Source organism: Arthrobacter sp. BI5, assembly GCF_056680065.1.
This window is the reverse complement of the sequence record NZ_CM155264.1, coordinates 816,726-835,402: the sequence shown is the minus strand read 5'-3', so window position 1 is coordinate 835,402 and position 18,677 is coordinate 816,726. Positions and strand designations below refer to the sequence as shown.

The window sequence follows — 18,677 nt, the reverse complement described above, 5'->3', positions numbered from 1 at the left end:
AGGGCGGATCAATTGCGGCGTCCGCTCCTGAGAGCGGCAGCGGCCTGCTTCCAGGTGGAACCGGCCAGAATTGACCCGTGCAGCGGCGGGTGCGCCGCGGACGCGGCCATGGTGCCGCGCCCCGGCGAGGTCCGGGTGTGGGAGTCGCGGTGGATGGAGCTGCGGCGGGACAGCGGCCGCTCCGGGGTGCCCGGTTCGGTGCCGGCTCCGGTGACAGCCTGGCCGGAGGCCACAGCGCCGTCGGAGGCCACAGCGCCGTCGGAGGCTCCCGCGAGGTGGGCGGCGCCGTCGATGGGCGCGGCGGGAACACCGGCTCCGGCGAGGATCTGGGCGAAGGCGCCGGCCGCGCCGCCGCGGCGGGGCTCCTGAACCGGGGCTTCCGCGGGCTCTTCGGGGATGTCGCCCGTGTGCAGGACGTTGACGGCGTGGTCGGTGACGCCGAGCAGGAAGCGCTGCCCGCCGGCGTCGACCACCACCACGGAGGCCCGCTGGCCGACGCTTTGGCGGCTGACGACGCTCAACGCGGCGTCAGCCCGGCGTCGTCCCGTGCCTTTGCCGAGACGGCGCTGCAGCAACCAGATCAGGCCCAGCACCGCGCCCAGGGCCACGGCTACCCGCAGCCCGAGGATCAGCGAGTCCATTCAGCTAAGCCCCTCGGCCACGTCGAGGATCCGGGTGATCCGCACGGCGTAGTCCTGGTCCAGGACCACAACCTCGCCGTGGGCGATCAGCCGGCCGTTGAGCAGGACGTCCGCCGGGGCGCCCGCAGAGCGGTCCAGTTCGATGATTTTGCCCGGCTCGAGCGAGAGCACGTCGCGGACGGACATGCGGGTGCGGCCGATCTCCACGGTCAGGGCCATTTCGATGTTGTTGATGCGGCCCAGCCGGCCGGCTACCGTGTCGCCGCCGCCAAAGACGTCGCCGGAGCGGTCCTGGCCGGTGCCGTGTTCGCGCAGCCGGACGGCGAACCAGGCCGCGGGGCTGGTGCCGTCGGAGAGTTCGAAGACCGCTGTGTCCGGGTCCGAGAGCAGCCCGGACGCGTCGGATTCGCGCAGGTCGGACAGCACACCGGCGCCGAAGACGGAGCTGGCGCTTTCCATCGCCGGGCGCAGCACATCGGTGACGGAGACGACGCCGAGCTGGCCGCCGGCCATGCCGCCGGCAGCTTCGTCCAGGAAGGTGCGGTCGCTGAGCATCAGGGCAAGATCCGCGGTCACGGAGCCGACGAAGGTCGCCGTGACGGCCTGGCGGGCGTAGGAAGCCGCGGCACGGGACGGGACCAGCGCCACGACCTTCAGGGCTACCGGGCTCGGCAGCTCCTCAACGAGCCGTTCCGCCGACGATTCATGCTTGGTCAGGGTGATGCTCATTGGTTGTTCTCCTCGATTGTGACAATGACGGCCGCGGCCCGGGACCCGTTGCGGGCCGGGGCGGCGGTGGCCAGCCTCGTGCCGTCCAGGGTGAGGTCGAACGGCCGGTTTTCCAGGTGCGGCAGGGTCAGGACGTCCCCGACCGCGAGGCCCAGCACCTGGCTGGGAGTGACGTACGACGTCGAGAGCCGCACCGAGAGCTCCACCGGGACCCGCTCCAGCTGCGAGCTGATGCGGGCGGCGGCGTCGCCGCGGTTGTCCGTGGGGTTGACCTTCTTCAGCCGGCCCAGCAGGATTCCGGCCGGTACGGCCAGGGTGGCGGGGGCGCTGATGTTGCCGACGTTGATCGTGAAGGCGGCGACAATCATCAGTTCGCTCGGCGCTGCGGCCTGGGCGAACTGTGAGTTGTACTGGACTGTGTCCACCCGGATGGTTTCGCTCAGCAGCGGTCCGAGCGAGTAGCCGAGGTCCTCGAGGGCCTCGTCCATCAGTCCCTTGACCAGGGCCTGTTCGATCTGGGTGAATTTCCGGTCCGGCATGGCGGAGTCGTTCGAGGCGCCGAGCATCCGGTTGATCCAGCCCAGGGCGGAGGGGGCCGGGAACTGCACTACGAGCTTGGAATCGTTTGATTCGATGGCGCACAGGACCATGGCGGTCACGGCCGGCAGCGAGGCGGCGTACTCGTCGTAGCTCTGCATCCGGACGTCTTCAAGCCGGACCACGGATTTCACGCGGACCTTGGCGGTCAGCTGGGTACCCCACTGGCGGGCGAAGGTCTCGAAGGCGAGTTCCAGGACGCGGCTGTGCTCACGCGCCAGCGTCGCGGGACGCCGGAAGTCATAGACGCTGACGGTCCGCTCCCGTACCACTTCCCGCTCATCCAGAACACTCACGGTTGCCACTATCGGCAGCGGATCCGCCGTCGTAAGCAGTCGGGGGCAGGCAGTTCCTGACGACCGCCCGACGGCGGCTGCCGGCCTACTTCTGGCTCAGCTTCAGCGCCTTCGGGATGAGGGCGCGGACGACGTCGGGCTTGTCCGAGATCACCACGATGTCCACCCTGCGGTTGCGCTCCATGAGGGCCGGCGTCGAATCGTCGTTGACCTGCCGGGCGGACCCGAAGGCCACGGCACCGATCAGTTTCTGCGGTATACCGCCGCGGTCCACCATGTGCCGCAGCACATTGACGGCCCGCGCCGAGGACAGTTCCCAGGTGGAGGGGTAGGCGGTGATGCCCTTCGCTGCGTGGCCTTCCACCATGATTTCCAGGGCCGCGGTGCGGAGGATCGGGGAGATGATCTCCAGCACGCGGGAGGCCCGGGCCGTCAGTTCGGGCCGGTCGGGGGCGAAGAAGGCCTGCGAACCGACCAGCTTGACCGTCAGCCCGCGCTGGTCGATCTGGAACTCGACGTTCTGGCTCAACCCGGCGGCGGCCAGGCCGGCCTTCATCTTCTGCTCCAGGGCCTTCAGCCGGTCGACCTCTTTTTTGGCCGCGGCGAGGGCCTGATCCTGGGCCGTTTTGTCGTCCGCCTGGACGGCGGCAAAGGCCTCGAGGTCCTTGTCGACGAATTCGGGCGGGACCACCGTGCCGGAGGCGGTGTCCACGGTCTCCGAGGCCACCGCTCCGAACCCCGTGGCGAGCGAGTTGCGCAGCTTCTCGAACTTGTTCGCGTCGACCGTGGACATGGCGTAGAGGACGATGAAGAGGCACATAAGCACCGTGACCATGTCCATGTAGGACGCCATCCAGCGCTCGTCGACGTGGTGCGCTTCGGGTTTCTTGCGGGGCCGCCGGCGCCCGCTCACGCGGCGGTGTCCATCGACTCCGCAGGGGAATCCCCGCTCGGCGCCTTGCGGCGGCTGTCGGCGCTCTTGAGCTGGTGCTCGGGGACCATGGACCGGAGCCGTTCGGCCAGCAGCAGCGGCTGGGCGCCGGACTGCACGGCGAGCATTCCCTCCATCACCAGGGTCATGCGTTCGATGTCCAGCTCCGAGAGCCGGGCCAGGCGCGAGCTGAACGGCAGCCAGATGAAGTTGGCGGAGAGCAGGCCCCACAGGGTCGCGACGAACGCGGCGGCGATCATGTGCCCCAGTTCGTCCGGCTTGGAGAGGTTTTCCAGGACATGGGTGAGGGACACGACAGTTCCGACGATCCCCACGGTGGGGGCGTAACCGCCGAGGCTGGCGAAGAACTTCGACGAGGCGTGGTCGCTGCGCGACTTCGTGTCGATCTCGTCCTCCATCTGCATCCGGAGGTCCTCGGCGTCGGTGCCGTCGGCGATGTTCTGCAAGGCACGGGCCAGGAACGGATCCTTGACGCTCGCCGCCTCCTCCTCGAGGGAGAGCAGGCCCTCGGCACGCGCCTTTTCCGCGAAGCGGACCATCTGGTCGATGCTTTCCTGCGGCTTTGACGTCTTCCCGACGAACATCCCCGGCACGGCCTTGAAGGCCTGGATCACGTCCTTGAGGGTGTTGCCCGCCAGTCCGATCGCCAGGGTGGCGCCGAAGACCAGGACCAGGGGCCCGGGCAGCAGCAGCGAGGAAAGGCTGCCGCCTTCAATGAGCACCATGACAATGACGGAGCCAAAGGCGAGGAGCAGTCCGATGACTGTTGCGGGATCCATGGTTACTTCCTTGGTGGTTCAGGTGCAGTGGTGCCGGCGTCGTCGTCCGATCCGGCCGGCGGGACCAGGCTCAGCGGGAAGCCGGTGACCACGGGAAAGTCCCGTGCCTTGCTCAGGACGTAGGCGCGGTAGTCGGCAATCAGTTCCACCACCTCGGCGAGGCTTTCAAGCACCACGTAGGCGGCGCCGTCGAGCGTGACCAGGTGGGTGTCCGGGCTCTCGTGGATCCGTTCGATCAGGTCCGGATTGACCGCGAAGCGCGTTCCGTTGAGGCGTGTAACAACGATCATGGGCCGATTCTGCTCTGGGGACTGCTCGGCTGTGGGGCCAAGCGGCGGGAAGGGGTGTTCTCCCCTTACTGTCGGCCGCAGGCGCGCTTTCGTTAGGAATTGGCCCGGACACACGAAGAGGGTCCCCCAAGGACCCTCTGCCATGTGGCCGCCGTTACCCGGCCTTCGTTCGCACGACCATCATAAGCATGCTTACGATTATTTGTCAGCTTCACCGCCGCCGGCCTGGGCAGCTCCGGGGGACGACGGCGGCACGAATTTCGCTACGGCAACGGACACCGGCTGCGGAACCGGACCCGCGCCCCCCGGATCCGAGGAGCGTCCGTCCAACCGCGCCGCGCTTTTCCAGAACCGGTGCGAAAAAGCAGCCATGCCGCGGCATGGCGGCCACCGGGTTTGCCGCAAACGGGTGAATCCGAGGGGACAGCCCGGGACTCGGTGCGGTACGAGGCCCGTAGCTGTCCCCTGCGCCTGTCGCAGTCAGCCGTGGACTGCGGTGCGCGCTTGGGGTTAGCGCTTGAGGTTGCCGAGCTCCTGCAGGACCTCGTCGGAGGTGGTAATGATGCGGGCGTTGGCCTGGAAGCCGCGCTGCGCGACGATCAGGTTGGTGAATTCCTGGGACAGGTCCACGTTGGACATTTCCAGCGAGCCGCCGGCCAGGGTGCCGATGCCCGGGTCGCCAGCCGCGCCCAATTGGACGTTGCCGGAGTTGCCGGTGGCGACGTAGGAGGAGCCACCGGCCTTCTCCAGCCCGGCCGGGTTGGTGAACTTGGCCAGCGCGATCTTGGCCAGCACCTGCTTGACGCCGTTGCTGAAGGATCCGATCAGTGACCCGTCGTTGCCCAGCGTGAAGGACTCGAGCTTGCCGACGGCGGACCCGTTCTGGCCGCTGACGGTTAGGGAGCTCATGCCGGCGAAGCCGGAGACCTTGGAAAGGTCGACGTCGATGCCGTTGATCGAAAGCGCGGGGCTGGCAACGAGGGTCCCGCCCGGGCCGGGGGTGAGCTTGGTCACCGGGGACGTGGTTGCCCCGTCCTTGGCGGTGACATCCCAATCAGCGCCGTTCCGGGCGAAGTTCAGCGAGATATCGCGGGGTGCACCCAGGCCGTCGTAAACCTTGACGATGCGGTCAAAGGTGGTGTTGGCGGCCGCGTCAGCGGGCAGGTTCCCGTCCAGCGTGACCGTAGTGGTGGGGGTAGCGATCATGGTGTTCGGGTTGAGCGTGATATCGCCGATCGCCCTGCCCTGGTCGACCGTGCCGCTGGCGTTGGCGGTCCAGCCCTGCAGGATGCCGCCGTCGGGGCTGACCAGCTGGCTGGCGGCGTCGAACGTCATGGATCCGGCGCGGGTGAACAGCTGCTGGCCGCCCTTGCTGGTGACAAAGAAGCCCTCGCCGGAGATCATCATGTCCGTGGCGCGGCCGGTGCTCTGCGAGGAGCCCTGGGCGAAGTTGGTGCTGACGCCGGCAACCCGGACGCCCAGTCCGATCTGCGCCGGGTTGCTGCCGCCGGACTCCCCCTGCGGCGCGGAGGCGCCCTGGGTCATCTGCGACAGGGTGTCCTGGAACTGCGTGGAGGACGCCTTGAAGCCGGCCGTGTTGACGTTGGCGATGTTGTTGCCGGTGACATCCAGCATGGTCTGGTGGGCACGGAGGCCGGAGATTCCGGAGTACAGCGAGCGGAGCATGGGAACTGCCTTTCTACGGGAGGTAAACGGCTAGGAAGCGGCCGGTGCGGTGAGGCCGCTGATGGAGTCGAGAGGGATGGAAAGGTCGCCGACCTTGACGGTTGGCACCGTCCCGGCGAAGGAGACCGAGCTGGCGAGTCCGGTGCCGGTGGTGCCGTCGGCGAGGGTGTAGTCGACGGAGTGGCCGATCAGCTGGGCTGCGGCCGAGCGCATCTGGAGGGAGAAACCCTCCTTGCTGTTGGTGGTCAGTTCGGTCATTTTTTCCATCATGGAGAGCTGGATGGTCTGGGCCATCATCTGGTTGGTGTCCATGGGGGCGCTGGGGTTCTGGTTCTTGAGCTGGGCCACGAGGAGGGTCATGAACACGTTGGCGTCCATGGTCTGCACAGGCGCCCGGACGGCAGCAGCCTCCGGGGTCGTCCCCGCGGCCGTGATCGGCTGGGGGGCGATGGGCTGGATGGTCATGGGTGGGGTTCCTTCGTGTCAGACGAGAATGTCGAGGGTGGTTTGGGGGCCGTTCAGGATCCTGGCGGTGCGGAGCGAGGCTTCGTCCGCCAGGGCGTCCCAGGGGTGTCCCCACCGGGGTTCGCCGGGCCCGTTCCGGCCGCCGGCGCCTGAGCCGCCGCTGCCGGCGTGGGAGGCTTCGCGTCCGCCGGCTCCCTGCCCTGAGGCCTGCCCTGCGTCCCGGCCCCCGCCGGCGGGCCCGCTATGGTCCGAGACGTCGAGGCTGGCGCCGAAGCCGGCGTCGGCAAGTTCCTTGCGCAGTTCGGGGAGGATCCCGCGCAGGGCCTCCCGGCCGGTGTCCCCAAGGGCGAACAGTTCGATCCGCACGCCGGCGCCGTCGATGTGGGCGCGCACGGTCAGCGGTCCGAGGTCCTCCGGGCTGACCTTCAGGGTCATGATGTGCTGGCCGTGCGGCGCCCCGGCGAGGGTGAAGAGAGGTCTGGCCAGTTGCGGCTGGAGGGCGGGCTGCTGGGCGGGCGTCGGAAGCGGAGCCGCGGCGGCGGGTGCTCCCGTGCCGGCTGCCGGGCCTGGCGCGGGCGGGGCCACAGCTGCCGCGCCGGCGGCGCCGGCCGCAGCCAGGTTGTCGGTGGGGGCGGCAGCAGCCGCAGGCGTGCGGTCCGCGGGGACGGGGGCAGTGGTGCCGGGAACGTTTCCCGCTCCGACGACGACGCCGGCCGCCACCACGCCGGTGGGCCTGGCGGTCGGCGTGCTAGCTGCCGTCGCGCCGGTGGGCGTGCCGGTCGCCGTGCCGGCCATGTTGAAAGTTCCGGGCATGCCGGCCGGGGGCACCGAGGGAGTCGCAGCCGGGCCGGCCTTTCCACCTGCGGTTGTTTGGGCCGGTTCAGCGGCGGACGCTGTGGTCAGAACCGCGGCCGGCAGCACAAAGGCTTTCGCCCGCGCTGCAGGCAACACCGGCGCGGTTGCCGCCGTCGTCACCGGTGTGGAGGCAGACTGCACGCCAGGGACGGCGCTGGAGGCCACTGCGCTGCCCGGCAGTGCAATCGTTGGACCCGCGGTTGCCGCGACCGGCTCCGGGCGGAGGACGTCAGGTGACTGCGCGAGGGAGAGACCCGAACTCTTGGGAACCCCTGCCGGCGTTAGCACCGGGCCGGTCCCCGCCTCCGGTTGCATGACGTCCGCTCCAGCAGTGGCGGCGGAATGATGATCCACGGCCGGACTTCCCGGGGTGCCGGGATTGAGCCAGCCCAGGGCAGCAATGGCGTTGGCGGTGGAATCGGAAGCCGACGCCAGCACGTCTCCCGTCGGCGCGTCTGTCGGTGCCGTCGCGGGACCCAATCCCTGGCTCGCGGCCGTCGTCGCTTCCGCGTCACCGGGTCTTGTGGCCGATGCGGGGTTTGCGGGAGTTACGGGAACGAAAGGCGCCACACCTGAGGGAGCGTTGGGTACGACAGGCACCAAACCTGAGGGAGCGTCGGGTACGACAGGCACCAAACCTGAGGGAGCGTCGGGTACGGAAGGCACCAAACCTGAGGGAGCGTTGGGTACGGAAGGCACCAAACCTGAGGGAGCGTTGGGTACGGAAGGCACCAAACCTGAGGGAGCGTTGGGTACGGAAGGCACCAAACCTGAGGGAGCGTTGGGTACGGAAGGCACCAAACCTGAGGGAGCGTCGGGGGTGGGGGGTGTTCCGCTGGCGACAGCGTCGCTCAGGACGGATCCGAAGGCGTCGGCGTCGGACGAGCCGCCCTCCGCGCGGCTGCGGCTCCCCTGCCCGGCGCCGCGCGCGTGCATCGGCGCCGCGGCAAGCGCAGACGCCAGGTCCATCGAAGCGGCGCCCTTCACGAGGCACCTCCGGCCGGGACAATCCGGCGGATCGAGGTCAGGTTGGACTGCTGTTCCCAGGCGTCGCGGATCTGGATGGTCTTGCCCGGCACCGGCGCGTCGATGGCTTTGCCGTTGCCCAGGTAGATGGAGATGTGGTTCCCGCCGAAACTCACCAGCAGGTCGCCGGGTTTGGCTTCGGCGAGGGACGCCACCGGGGTGCCCTGCTTCATCTGGTCGCTGACGACGCGCGGAATTTCGACGCCGAGGTCCTTGAAGACCCGCTGGGTGAAGCCGGAGCAGTCCATCCCGGTGGCCGGGTTGGTGCCGCCCCAGACGTAGGGCACGCCGATGTACTTCTTGGCCATAGCCACCACGTCCGTGCCGGTCGCGGTCCCGGCCGCAACCGGCGCCGGGGCCGCCACCGGGGCCGGCGCGGTGAGCCCGGTCAATGCCCCGAGTCCCGCGCCGCCGCCCAGCCCCAGTCCACCGAGGCCCAGGCCGCCGGACAGCCCGGTGGTGTCCGTGCCGGCGGTTGCGGCGCTGCCGCCGAGGGCCGCGGTGAGCGCGTCGGTGAAGGAGCCGGCGTCGCCGGTGCCCGTCCCGGTGGCGAGGGACGCCGCCGCGGCGGACTTCAGCGCCGCCGTGCTTTCGGCCTGCGCGGGGCGGGTCAGTTCACCGATCATCGACTGGATGCCCTGCATGCGGCCCAGCGCTTCGGTCAGGCTCATGAGCGCACCCGCTGCTCGTCCCGGTGCCAGATGGTCGAGGAAATCTCGTCCAGGGTGGACTGTTCGGCGCGCAGCTCCGCGGTGCTGACCTCGGCGTGGTGGCGGGCCTGCAGCTTTTCCAGGCCCACGGAGCGGGTCCGGGCGGCGATGAATTCCTCGCGCGCGGCGGCCTCGTCGGTCTCGGCGATGCGGGCGAGGTTCTGCAGGTCCGCGAGCATGCTGTGCGAGGCGGAGCGGGACGCGGCGACGGCGCGCAGCGATGCAGAGCTATCGATGCCCTCGTCGGTGGCGGACAGTTGCCGGCGGGCCGAGGCTTCCCGGGCGCGGACGGAACTGGACCGGGACCGGGCGCGGGCCAGCCCGGAGGCCGCCTGGTCCTGCTGGATCTGGCGGAGGCGCAGCAGCCCCGCGAGCGAGAATTGGCGGTTCATGCCGCGGCTCCCAGAATCGAAGTGAGATGGCCCAGCTGGCGCCAGGACTCGGGGTGGGGTGTGGACTCGTCCATTGGCTGCTGCAGGAACCCGCTGACGGACTCCTCATGCGCCAGGGCAGCGTCCACCAGCGGGTTGGTCCCGGCCTGGTAGGCGCCGACGTCGATCAGGTCCTGGGCGGACTTGCGGGCCGCTAGGACGCGGCGCAGCGCGGAGGCCGCGTCCAGGTGGGGACGGGCGTTGACCTTGGAGGCGACGCGCGAGACCGAACCCAGCACGTCAACCGAGGGGAAGTGTCCCGTCACGGCGAGCTTGCGGTCCAGCACCACATGGCCGTCCAGGATGGAGCGGGCGGCATCGGCGATCGGTTCGTTGTGGTCGTCGCCGTCCACCAGCACCGTGTAAATGCCGGTCACGGAGCCGGTCTCGGCGGTGCCGGCGCGTTCCAGCAGCCGGGCCAGGATGGAAAAGGTCGACGGCGGGTAGCCGCGGGTGGCGGGCGGTTCGCCGGCGGACAGGCCGATCTCGCGCTGGGCCATCGCCACCCGGGTCAGGGAATCCATCATCAGGACCACGTCCTGGCCCTGGTCGCGGAAGGACTCGGCAATCCGGGTGGCGGTGAACGCGGCGCGCATGCGCATCAGCGCCGGTTCGTCGGAGGTGGCGACGACGACGACGGAGCGGGCCAGCCCGGCCGGGCCGAGGTCATCCTCTAGGAATTCGCGGACCTCACGGCCACGCTCCCCCACGAGGGCGATCACGGATACCTCGGCGTCGGTTCCACGGGCGATCATCGACAGCAGGGAGGATTTGCCGACGCCGGAGCCGGCGAAGAGGCCCATCCGCTGTCCCTTCCCCAGGGTGGTCATGGTGTCCAGCACCCGGACGCCGGTCTGCAGCGCGGTGTTGATCCGGGCGCGTTTCATGGCGTTCGGCGCTTCGTTGTCGATCGGCACACGCGGGCCGCTGAGCAGCGGGCCCTTGCCGTCAATCGGGCGGCCGAGGCCGTCGATGACGCGGCCGAAGAGGCCCGCGCCGGTGGGCACCAGCACGGTCCCGCCCTTCGCCCTGACCGGGTCACCGGCGGCAACGCCGGCAAGGCGTCCCAGCGGCATGCACCGCACGGCGCCGTCGAGCGCGGCCACCACCTCGGCGTCGAGCCCGGGGTTATCCCCCACGGTGACCAGGTCGCCGAGGGCGCAGTCCAGGCCGGAGACTTCAAGGCCCAGTCCCATCACGGAGGTGACGGTGCCGACCCGCTGCGGCGCGGCCGCGGCGAGCGCTGCGGCGAAGTCGTCGCCCTTGGGGCGCCACTGGGCGATCATGCCTGGCCGCCGGAGGAGCTGTCAGCGGCGGGCAACTGCTGGTCCCCCAGCAGGGCCGCCTTGGCCCGGGCCAGGGCGCTGCCCAAGCTGGCGTCCAGCCAGCCCTGCTGGTATTCCACCTTCGCGTCGCCGCGCTGCAGCGACGCGTCGGCGAGCAGCGGGAGCCCGGCCGGCAGGTCCTGGCCTTCCTTGGCGAGGACCTCAATGTCGGCGGGGTGCAGCCGGATGGCCAGCACGGTGGCGGCGTCGTTTCCGGACAGGGCGCGGTTGAGGGCGGCGCGGGCGGTCCGGGTCCCCTCGGCCAGTTCATAGCCAAGGATGGCCTCGGCAAGCTCCAGCGCGGTGCGGGCCAGGACTTCCTCGGCGTCGTGCAGGGCCTGGACGTTGCGGTGCGCGAAGTCGGCGCGGGCCACCGCGAGCGCGCGGACGGCGCGGTCCAGGTCCTGTTGGCCGGCGGCCAGCGACGCGGCCTGCTCGGCGGCCATCCGGTCGCGCCAGCGGCGCTGTTCCTTGGCGGCGGCGCGGACTCCCGCGGCGTAGCCGGCGGCGTGGCCCTCGGTGTAGCCGGCCTGTTCGTTGGCCGGTCCGCTGGAGCGCAGCGAGGGGAAGACGATCCGGGCCGGGGCGCTCTCGGCGGCGGCCCCGCCGGTGCGGGCCCCGTCAGTAAACATAGTCTTCTTCGTCCCCGCGCTGGATGGTGATCTGGCCTTCGGCTTCGAGTTCACGGATGGAGCGGACGACGGCGGCCCGCGCCTCCTCGATCTGCGAGGCGCGCAGCGGTCCCAGCGCCGCGATTTCCGATTCGAGGATTTCCAGGTTGCGTCCGGAGACGTTGGTGGTGATGGTCTCCAGGACCGGTTCCGAGGCGCCCTTCATGGCCACGGCGAGCACCGAGGCGTCCAAGCCGCGGAGCACCAGCTGCACGTCGCGGCGTTCCAGCTTGACGATGTCGTCGAACGTGACCATCTGGGCGCGGATTTCCACGGCCAGGTCCGGGTCCAGCAGGTCCAGGCCGTCCAGGACGGAGCGTTCGGTGCCGGCGTCGGTGCGGTTAATGATTTCCAGCAGCGGCGCGATGCCGCCCACCACCTTGGAGGCCTGCTGCGACACGGCCGCGCCGCCGCGCAGTTTCAGCGTGTCCGCGACGATGCCGATGGCTTCCGGCGCGCCGGACCCCATCGTGGCGATGCTGAGCGCGACGTCGGCCCGGAGCGTGCCGGGCAGCCCGGACATCACGGCGGAGGCTTTGCGCGGGCTCAGGTGGGCCAGGACCAGCGCGATGGTCTGCGGCAGTTCGCCGTCGATCAGCGCGAGGATCTGCACCGGTTCGATGTCTTCGAGGAATTCGAACGACTTGCCGGCCATGTTGACGGTCAGCCGGTTGATCAGGCCGGCGGCCTTCTCCGAGCCGAAGGAGGCCTCAAGCAGGCCCTCGGCGAGCTCGCGGCCGCCGCGGGCCTGCCGCGGGCTGCTCAGGGCGGCCTCGTGGAAGTCTTTCATGATCTGTTCGGCGACCTCGGGGTCGACCTTGCGGAGCCGGACGATCTCGGCGGCGATATCTTCCGCCTCGGCGTCGGTGAACTGTGCCATCACCTTGGCCGCATTGGGCGGGCTCATCTGCATCAGGACGACGGCGGCGCGCTGGGTCCCGGTGAGGGTCGAGTCGGCGAGTTTCATACCGGCTGCCTGTCATCCATCAGGCCGCGGAGGTAGTCGGCGGCCTTTTCCGGGTTGGCGGCGACCATGTTGTCGATCTCCTGCATGCGGCGTTCGGCTTCGAGGACTTCCATCGGCGGCGCCGGCAGCGGCTGCAGCGGCAGGGCCGTCAGCGGGATGGCCGACGTCGCGGGGGCCGGGTCGAAGGCCGTGACCGCGGGGATCGCGGGCAGCATGTCCAGCCGTTCGCCCAGGTCCACGGGTTCGCGCTTCTGCCGGCGGCGCAGGATCACGGTGATGACCAGCGCCAGGATCAGCAGCCCCAGCAGGATGCTGCCGGCGGTGACCAGGGTGCTGAAGAAGGCCTGCTGCTTCTGCGCCTCAAGCTCGGCCTTGGCCGCTTCGAGGGAGGCGTTGGCCTGGTCCGCGGCAGCCGTGCTGAACGGGATGATTTCCACCGTGACGACGTCGCCGCGGGCCTTGTCCACGCCGGCGGCGGAGGTGACCAGCGCGGTCAGTGAGCCGAGGTTCAGCCCGCCGGCGGCGGTCTGGCTGACGGCCACCGAGATGGTCTGTCGCTTGACGGCACCCGGCGGGATCACGCGGTCTTCGGTGACCTTGTTGACGGCATTGTTCTTGGTGGCGGTAGTGGAGTCGAAGTTGCCGTTGCCGCTGGTGTCGCCGGGCACGGCGATGTTGTCCGGGCCGAGGACGCCGGCGGCGCCTCCCCCGGCGCCGCTGTACTTTTCCGTTTTGGAGGATTCGCTCAGCGGCAGCGCGCCGGGCGTGTTGGAGAACGTCTCGCTCTTCTGCTGGGCTGACTCGCCGGTGATGTCCGCGGCCACCGCCACGGTGGAGTTTCCGGGGCCGACCACGCGGTCAAGGACGGCGCGGACGGCGTCGCCGGTGCGCTGCTGGTAGTCGGAGGCCTGCTTCGACGAGGACCCTGCGGCCCCGCCGCCCACCGTGGAGAGCACGTTGCCCTGCGAGTCGACCACCGAGACGTTGGCAGGCTTGAGGTTCTCGATCGCAGCGGAGGTGAGGTGCACGATGGCCTGGACCTTGTCGCCGGAGAGCGTGACGCCGGGGGCGGTCTCAACGAAAACGGACGCGGTGGTGTCCGGGGTCTTGGAGACGAAGACGGTCTTTTCCGGGATCGCCAGCCGGACGGCGGCGGTCTTCACGCCGTCCATGGCGGAGATAGTGCTGGCCAGTTCGCCTTCGAGCGCCCGCTTGTAGGTGACGGACTGCTGGAATTCGGAGGACGTGACGCCCATTTTGTCCAGCAGCGAGTAGCCGGTGGCCGCCGCGGTCGGGAGGCCGGCGGCGGCGGCCTTGAGCCGCTCGTCGTAGACCTTGTCCTGCGGCACAAGGATAGTGGAACCGCCGTCGCTCAGTTCGTAGGGCACATTGTCCTTGCGGAGCTGCTCCACGATGCCGTTCGCGTCGGTGTCCTTGAGGCCGGAGAACAGAGGTGCCAGGGTGGGGCGGGTGAGCCAGGCGGAGAGCGCCACAATGCCCACCACCAGAAGGGCGGCGCCGATCGCGGCGAGCGTGCGCTGGCCGGTGGTGAAGCCTTTGAGCCCGGCGCCGAAGCGCTGGAAGAAGACGGTAATCTGCGGAGGCATCAGGCCTGCATCCTCATGATCTCGTTGAACGCGTCAACGCCTTTGTTCCGGACGGTGGCGACGAGTTCGAGCGTGATGTGCGCCCGGCTCGCCGCGATGGTGGCGTTGTGGATGTCGTCCAGGTTGCCGGTCACGGCGGAGACGGCGAGCTGCTTCGACGTCGACTGCAGCTGCTGGAGGTTGTCCACGGCGCCGGTGAGGGAAGAGGCGAACCCGGAGCCGTCGGTTGCCGGCACCGAGCTGGCGCCGGAGAGGTAGTCCGTGGGGAGGACGCCTTGGACCGGGGCGATAGGGGAAACAGGCATCAGGATCTTCCAATCTCAAGGGCGGCGAGATAGGTCTCGCGGGCACGGTCCACGACCTGGGCGTTCGCCTGGTAGCCGCGCTGGGCGATGATCAGGGCGCCCATCTGTTCGGCCATGTCGATGTCCGGGTACTTCACGTTGCCGTTGGCGTCGGCGAGGGGGTGGTCCGGCTGGTAGACAACGCGGCCCGCGCCGTCGCCGAGCTGCGTCGCCTTGACGTACACGCCGGTTCCCTCGGCGCCTTCGGCCGCTTCGACGTACTTGGCGCGGAACGCCGGGCCCGACGTGGCGGAGGCGTTGTTCATGTTGGCCAGGTTGTCCGAGACGGCGTCGAGCCACTTGCGGTGCACGGTCAGGGCGGATCCGGCGATCCCGATTGCATCGAAAGTCATCAGTTGGTCCTCATCGCGGCGCGCACGGCATTGAATTCCCCACCGACGGCGCGGGCGGCGAACTGGAAGCGCAGCACCGTGTCGATATTGGAGAGGGTTTCCGTGTCCAGGTTGACGTTGTTGCCGTTGAGCTGGGTGGGCTCGAGCGAAGTCGCGGTCGTGGCCTCGGCGTGGCCGTCACCGGACTGCACCGACGCGGCCAGGGCAGCCTCAAAGCTGACGCGCTTGGCGTGGTAGTTCGGGGTGTTGACGTTCGCGATGTTGTTCGCGATGGCGCGTTGGCGCAGGGCCAGCCCGTCCATGGCGCTGGCCAGGGCTGCGGAAGTCACGGATTCGAGCACAGAGTCCTGCCTGGGAAATTGTGGGGGTGGCCGATCCGTGGCCGGTAAACGAGCGATCCGTGCTCTTACTGTGGTTATCGGCACAGTTCAGCGCCGCGTTAGCCAAAAATGTGAAACGTTTATTCGGGTTCTTTCCGGCGCCCCGCCGCCGGCTGCGTCAGCCCTTGACGTCGAGGTAAATCGCACCGGACGGGTCGCCGACGCCGGGCACCGAGCTCACGGCCTGAAGTTGACGGACGACGTCATGTTTGGCGGCTTCCAGCCGCCGGGCCACCCGCTCCTGCGCCGCGGAGAGCGCCATGGCCCGCCGTCGTGCTTCGGGAGGCAAGGGGGCATTCAGGGAGGGCGGGGACCAGCGTTCCACCGGCAACGCGGCCACTGGCTGGTCCCGCGCGGAGAGGGGACCCAACGGGTCCCTGAGTGTCTTCTCCGCGGCCACGACAGCCATCTCCAGCACGTCCAGCACCAGGGACCACGCGGCGAGGGCGGGATCCCCCTCGAATGGCTCGGCTGTTTGGTTCCCCCAATGGGCTGGCTCAGCCAAAGCCAAGGCTCCCGCCGCCGGCGCCCGGCTGCGTGCTCCAGGCCCCGGCTGTTGCGAAAGCAGACGCTACCGACGCCGGTGCTGCCGCGGCAGCCTGCTGACCGGCCGGCTGGGCCGCCGGGATGGCTGCCGCGGCCTCATGCCAGGCCTGGCGCAGAGGTTCCAGCAGTTCGATCGCCTCGCGGGTCAGCGCCGCGTCCCGCTGGATGTTGGCATTGACGAGGGCCGTGAACGCGTAGTTGTAGAGCCCCAGCAGCCCGTCGGCCCCGTCCCAGGCGTCCGTCTTGAGCGAGGAAATCAGCTCGGCGATGATGGCCTGGCCGTGCAACAGGTTCTCCGAGGCGATCGGCCAGTTGGCGGCCTGCTGCGCGGTTTCGGCGCGGCCGAGGTCCAGCAGGAGGCGGTCGTAGAGCATGGTCAGCAGCCGCGCCGGTGGTGCGGAAAGCACCGAGTCCGCGAGGTACTGGTTGCGCTGGGCGGCGCCGCCGAAGCCACTGCCGTAGCCGAAGGGGTTGCTGGTCATTACTGGGCGCTCCCGCCGGAAAGGCCTGCGAGTTGCGAGGTGAGCCAGGATTGCTGCGCCTTCATGTTGCTCAGCGCCACCTCCAAGCCGGAGTAGGTGCTCTGCAGGGTGGCTTTACGGGAGGCGAGCCGGAGGTCCCAGTCGCTGATCCGGTCAGCCAGGTCCCGGACTTCGGACTGCTGCCCGGTGATCTTGGTGGTGAGGGTGCCGGTGTACTTGTCCGAGGCGTTGGTGGCCGCGGTCGCGATCCGGCCGGCAAGTTCCTGCACCTTGGCGGCGGTGCCAGCCGGATCGGCGGCGAGCGCGGCGCCGAACTTTGTGGCGTCGAACTCCATGGTGCCGGTCTTGGTGATGCTGATGCCGATTTCCGAAGGCGACCGCGGCGGCGTGCCCACCGGCAGCGACGCGGCCGAGAGGATGCTCTGGTTCACGGAGCGCACCGTGCTGTCCCCCGCGAAGATTCCGGCGGAGACGTTGGTACCGCTGGTGTTCGTGGTGGTGCTGACCGCGGTCTTGCTGGCCACCATCGAGAAGATGCCGTTGACGCCGTCCACCAGGTCGGAGGCGAGCTTCGTGATGCCGGCGTCGTCGCGGGACACGGTCAGGGTGACCGGCGTTGTGGTGACGTCCTTGGCGGTGATCGAGACGCCGGGCAGCAGATTGGTGAAGGTGTTCGTGGAGGACGTTACGGTCTGGGCCGCGGTGGTGCCCGGCCAGAGTGAAATTTCTGCGTCCTGCGCGGCCTTGACGTCGGTGAACGTGGTGCCTGGGTCGGTGATGGTGAACGCGCCGGCCGCGCCGGACTTCGTGGCGGTGAACTGGATCCGGAAGTCTCCGCCGCCGACATCGACCTTGCTGGCGGTGACGCCGGCGCCGGCGGCGTTGACCGCGGTGACGACGTCGTCCAGGCTGCTGGACGCCGGCGCGATCGTGTAGTCCTTGCCCCCGCTATTGATGGTCATGGTGGTGTAGGGCCAGCCGGTGACCGCGTTGACCTTGGGCGTCACAGTGACCTGGGTTTGGGCCAGCTTGGTCACCTGGAAGTCGATCGATCCTGCTTTGGCTGCCGCGGTGGTGGAAGCGGAGACCTTGTCGCTGGTCGTGGTGGCGGTGGTGAGGTCCAGGGCGCCGGGTTTAGCGGCAGCCGTGGCCTGCGTGGCGAGCGCGGCCACCTTGCTGTTCAGTCCCTGCAGGGCGGAGACCATGGACTGCAGGTCGTAGGACTTGTTCTTGAGCAGGGTCTGCGGCAGGGCCTCGGACTGCATCAGGGAGCTGATGAGCGCGGTGGTGTCGAGCCCGCTGGCCAGTCCGTCGAGTGAGATTCCCATCGCTGCCTCTCCTAGCTATCAAGAACGTTCGTTGGTGGTGCTGTTTCTGAAGTCTGTGTGTTGCACGTAAGGGCCGGACGATGGTTTTGCCATCGTCCGGCCCTTCCGCAGTTTGATGATCGGGGGTATCTCTTCGTCCGATCAGTGTGGCAGCCGCGCTTCTGGACTACCGGACTGCCGGATCCGGCCTAGCGCAGGAGCGAGAGAACGCCCTGGCTGGACTGGTTTGCCTGGGCCAGCATTGCGGTGCCGGCCTGGGACAGGATGTTGGCCTTGGTGAACTTGACCATTTCCTGAGCCATGTCGACGTCGGCGATGCGGGACTGAGCGGCCTGCAGGTTCTCACCGGCAACGTTCAGCGACTTGATGGTGTGCTCAAGGCGGTTCTGGGAAGCGCCCAGATCAGCCCGGGAAGCGGAAACCGCGGCGATGTTCGTGTCGACGGTGCCAATGGCGGTAGCCGAGGTCGAAGCGTCTGTGAAGTCCAGGCCCTTGACAGCCGTGGCAATCGCGGAAACGTCCATACCAGCGGAGCTGGTCGAAACGGTGATCTGGTTACTGGTCTGGTCCGAGCCTGCACCGACCTGGAACACCATTGCACCCGTGCCGTTGCCTGAAGTGGCGCCGGACAGCAGCGAGATACCGTTGAAGTTCGTTGCCGCGCTCATCCGCTCCAGCTCGTCGCCGAGAGCGGTAACTTCCTTGCCGATTGCAGCGCGAGCGGCATCGTTGTTGGAGTCATTACCGGCCTGGACAGCGAGATCACGCACGCGCTGCAGGATGGAGTGGACCTCAGTCAGGGCGCCTTCAGCGGTCTGGATGACCGAGATGCCGTCCTGCGCGTTGCGGGCGGCCTGGGCCGAACCGGTGACCTGAGCCTTCAGGCCTTCGGAGATGGACAGACCTGCTGCGTCATCGCCGGCGCGGTTGATGCGCAGGCCGGTGGACAGCTTCTCCAAGGACTTGGAGAGGTCGGTCTGGGTGGAGTTGAGGTTGCGGTACGAGTTGTTCGCCGCAAGGTTGTTGTTAATAACGAAGCCCATGATGTTTCCTCCGTGAGTGGGACTGTAAGCGATGGCCCATCCGTGGGCCTTCAGGAGTAGCTATCGCCATTTGGGTGGCGCAGGTAAGCAGAAATCCAAAATTCTTTTCGGAATTTACCGGTCGCCGAAATCCGTGAGTTATCAGCCTTATTCCTGCTAACGGGTGCGGAAATC

The 18,677-nt window shown here is 68.8% G+C and carries 22 protein-coding genes; all 22 read right to left on the bottom strand.

The window, feature by feature from the left end; translation table 11 throughout:
- Nucleotides 1-8 precede the first annotated feature (8 nt).
- The 22 genes from fliO to AC1MED_RS03855 all read right to left on the bottom strand — a co-directional run bounded on the left by fliO (nucleotide 9) and on the right by AC1MED_RS03855 (nucleotide 18,503).
- Nucleotides 9-641, bottom strand: a complete 633-nt coding sequence (fliO, locus tag AC1MED_RS03960) for a flagellar biosynthetic protein FliO (RefSeq protein ID WP_479785533.1) — start codon at nucleotides 639-641, stop codon at nucleotides 9-11.
- Nucleotides 642-1,370, bottom strand: coding sequence for a flagellar motor switch protein FliN (gene fliN / locus AC1MED_RS03955; protein WP_346960079.1), 729 nt, complete (start codon nucleotides 1,368-1,370; stop codon nucleotides 642-644).
- Nucleotides 1,367-2,263 (bottom strand): flagellar motor switch protein FliM, encoded by an 897-nt coding sequence (locus tag AC1MED_RS03950; RefSeq protein ID WP_346960078.1) that lies wholly within the window; start codon nucleotides 2,261-2,263, stop codon nucleotides 1,367-1,369. Before AC1MED_RS03950 ends, fliN begins: the two co-directional genes overlap by 4 nt.
- An 85-nt stretch (nucleotides 2,264-2,348) precedes the next feature.
- A complete protein-coding gene (locus AC1MED_RS03945) occupies nucleotides 2,349-3,176 on the bottom strand; it encodes an OmpA/MotB family protein (protein WP_479785532.1) in 828 nt (275 codons plus the stop codon).
- Nucleotides 3,173-3,994 (bottom strand): motility protein A, encoded by an 822-nt coding sequence (locus tag AC1MED_RS03940; protein WP_346960076.1) that lies wholly within the window; start codon nucleotides 3,992-3,994, stop codon nucleotides 3,173-3,175. The genes AC1MED_RS03945 and AC1MED_RS03940 overlap by 4 nt, the downstream gene beginning before the upstream one ends.
- A 2-nt stretch (nucleotides 3,995-3,996) precedes the next feature.
- Nucleotides 3,997-4,284 carry a flagellar FlbD family protein gene (locus AC1MED_RS03935; protein ID WP_479785530.1) on the bottom strand — a complete coding sequence of 96 codons (288 nt, stop codon included), beginning with the start codon at nucleotides 4,282-4,284 and terminating at the stop codon, nucleotides 3,997-3,999.
- A gap of 510 nt (nucleotides 4,285-4,794) precedes the next feature.
- A complete protein-coding gene (locus AC1MED_RS03930; RefSeq protein WP_479785529.1) occupies nucleotides 4,795-5,970 on the bottom strand; it encodes a flagellar hook protein FlgE in 1,176 nt (391 codons plus the stop codon).
- Between the two features lie 30 nt (nucleotides 5,971-6,000).
- Nucleotides 6,001-6,435: a flagellar hook assembly protein FlgD gene (locus AC1MED_RS03925; RefSeq protein WP_346960073.1), complete on the bottom strand. Its 435-nt coding sequence runs from the start codon at nucleotides 6,433-6,435 to the stop codon at nucleotides 6,001-6,003.
- Between the two features lie 18 nt (nucleotides 6,436-6,453).
- The gene (locus tag AC1MED_RS03920) at nucleotides 6,454-7,248 is read right to left on the bottom strand and encodes a flagellar hook-length control protein FliK (RefSeq protein WP_479785528.1); all 795 of its coding nucleotides are present in this window, start codon (nucleotides 7,246-7,248) and stop codon (nucleotides 6,454-6,456) included.
- A gap of 1,025 nt (nucleotides 7,249-8,273) precedes the next feature.
- The gene (locus tag AC1MED_RS03915; protein ID WP_479785527.1) at nucleotides 8,274-8,987 is read right to left on the bottom strand and encodes a C40 family peptidase; all 714 of its coding nucleotides are present in this window, start codon (nucleotides 8,985-8,987) and stop codon (nucleotides 8,274-8,276) included.
- Nucleotides 8,984-9,418: a flagellar FliJ family protein gene (locus AC1MED_RS03910; protein WP_479785526.1), complete on the bottom strand. Its 435-nt coding sequence runs from the start codon at nucleotides 9,416-9,418 to the stop codon at nucleotides 8,984-8,986. Before AC1MED_RS03910 ends, AC1MED_RS03915 begins: the two co-directional genes overlap by 4 nt.
- Entirely contained in the window at nucleotides 9,415-10,743 is a 1,329-nt protein-coding gene (locus AC1MED_RS03905; protein ID WP_479785524.1) for a FliI/YscN family ATPase, read from the bottom strand. Before AC1MED_RS03905 ends, AC1MED_RS03910 begins: the two co-directional genes overlap by 4 nt.
- The gene (locus tag AC1MED_RS03900; protein WP_479785522.1) at nucleotides 10,740-11,414 is read right to left on the bottom strand and encodes a FliH/SctL family protein; all 675 of its coding nucleotides are present in this window, start codon (nucleotides 11,412-11,414) and stop codon (nucleotides 10,740-10,742) included. Before AC1MED_RS03900 ends, AC1MED_RS03905 begins: the two co-directional genes overlap by 4 nt.
- Nucleotides 11,404-12,420 carry a flagellar motor switch protein FliG gene (gene fliG, locus AC1MED_RS03895; RefSeq protein WP_346960067.1) on the bottom strand — a complete coding sequence of 339 codons (1,017 nt, stop codon included), beginning with the start codon at nucleotides 12,418-12,420 and terminating at the stop codon, nucleotides 11,404-11,406. The genes AC1MED_RS03900 and fliG overlap by 11 nt, the downstream gene beginning before the upstream one ends.
- Entirely contained in the window at nucleotides 12,417-14,027 is a 1,611-nt protein-coding gene (gene fliF, locus AC1MED_RS03890; RefSeq protein WP_346960066.1) for a flagellar basal-body MS-ring/collar protein FliF, read from the bottom strand. The genes fliG and fliF overlap by 4 nt, the downstream gene beginning before the upstream one ends.
- Complete coding sequence (gene fliE / locus AC1MED_RS03885) at nucleotides 14,027-14,332, bottom strand: flagellar hook-basal body complex protein FliE (RefSeq protein WP_479785521.1); 306 nt, start codon at nucleotides 14,330-14,332, stop codon at nucleotides 14,027-14,029. The genes fliF and fliE overlap by 1 nt, the downstream gene beginning before the upstream one ends.
- Nucleotides 14,332-14,724, bottom strand: a complete 393-nt coding sequence (locus tag AC1MED_RS03880; protein ID WP_346960064.1) for a flagellar basal body rod protein FlgC — start codon at nucleotides 14,722-14,724, stop codon at nucleotides 14,332-14,334. The genes fliE and AC1MED_RS03880 overlap by 1 nt, the downstream gene beginning before the upstream one ends.
- Nucleotides 14,724-15,065, bottom strand: a complete 342-nt coding sequence (locus AC1MED_RS03875; protein ID WP_346960063.1) for a flagellar basal body rod protein FlgB — start codon at nucleotides 15,063-15,065, stop codon at nucleotides 14,724-14,726. Before AC1MED_RS03875 ends, AC1MED_RS03880 begins: the two co-directional genes overlap by 1 nt.
- 157 nt (nucleotides 15,066-15,222) lie before the next feature.
- Nucleotides 15,223-15,609 (bottom strand): hypothetical protein, encoded by a 387-nt coding sequence (locus AC1MED_RS03870; RefSeq protein ID WP_479785518.1) that lies wholly within the window; start codon nucleotides 15,607-15,609, stop codon nucleotides 15,223-15,225.
- Nucleotides 15,602-16,132 (bottom strand): flagellar export chaperone FliS, encoded by a 531-nt coding sequence (fliS, locus tag AC1MED_RS03865; RefSeq protein WP_479785517.1) that lies wholly within the window; start codon nucleotides 16,130-16,132, stop codon nucleotides 15,602-15,604. Before fliS ends, AC1MED_RS03870 begins: the two co-directional genes overlap by 8 nt.
- Nucleotides 16,132-17,460 carry a flagellar filament capping protein FliD gene (gene fliD / locus AC1MED_RS03860; protein WP_479785515.1) on the bottom strand — a complete coding sequence of 443 codons (1,329 nt, stop codon included), beginning with the start codon at nucleotides 17,458-17,460 and terminating at the stop codon, nucleotides 16,132-16,134. Before fliD ends, fliS begins: the two co-directional genes overlap by 1 nt.
- 188 nt (nucleotides 17,461-17,648) lie before the next feature.
- Entirely contained in the window at nucleotides 17,649-18,503 is an 855-nt protein-coding gene (locus tag AC1MED_RS03855; protein ID WP_479785514.1) for a flagellin N-terminal helical domain-containing protein, read from the bottom strand.
- Nucleotides 18,504-18,677 lie beyond the last annotated feature (174 nt).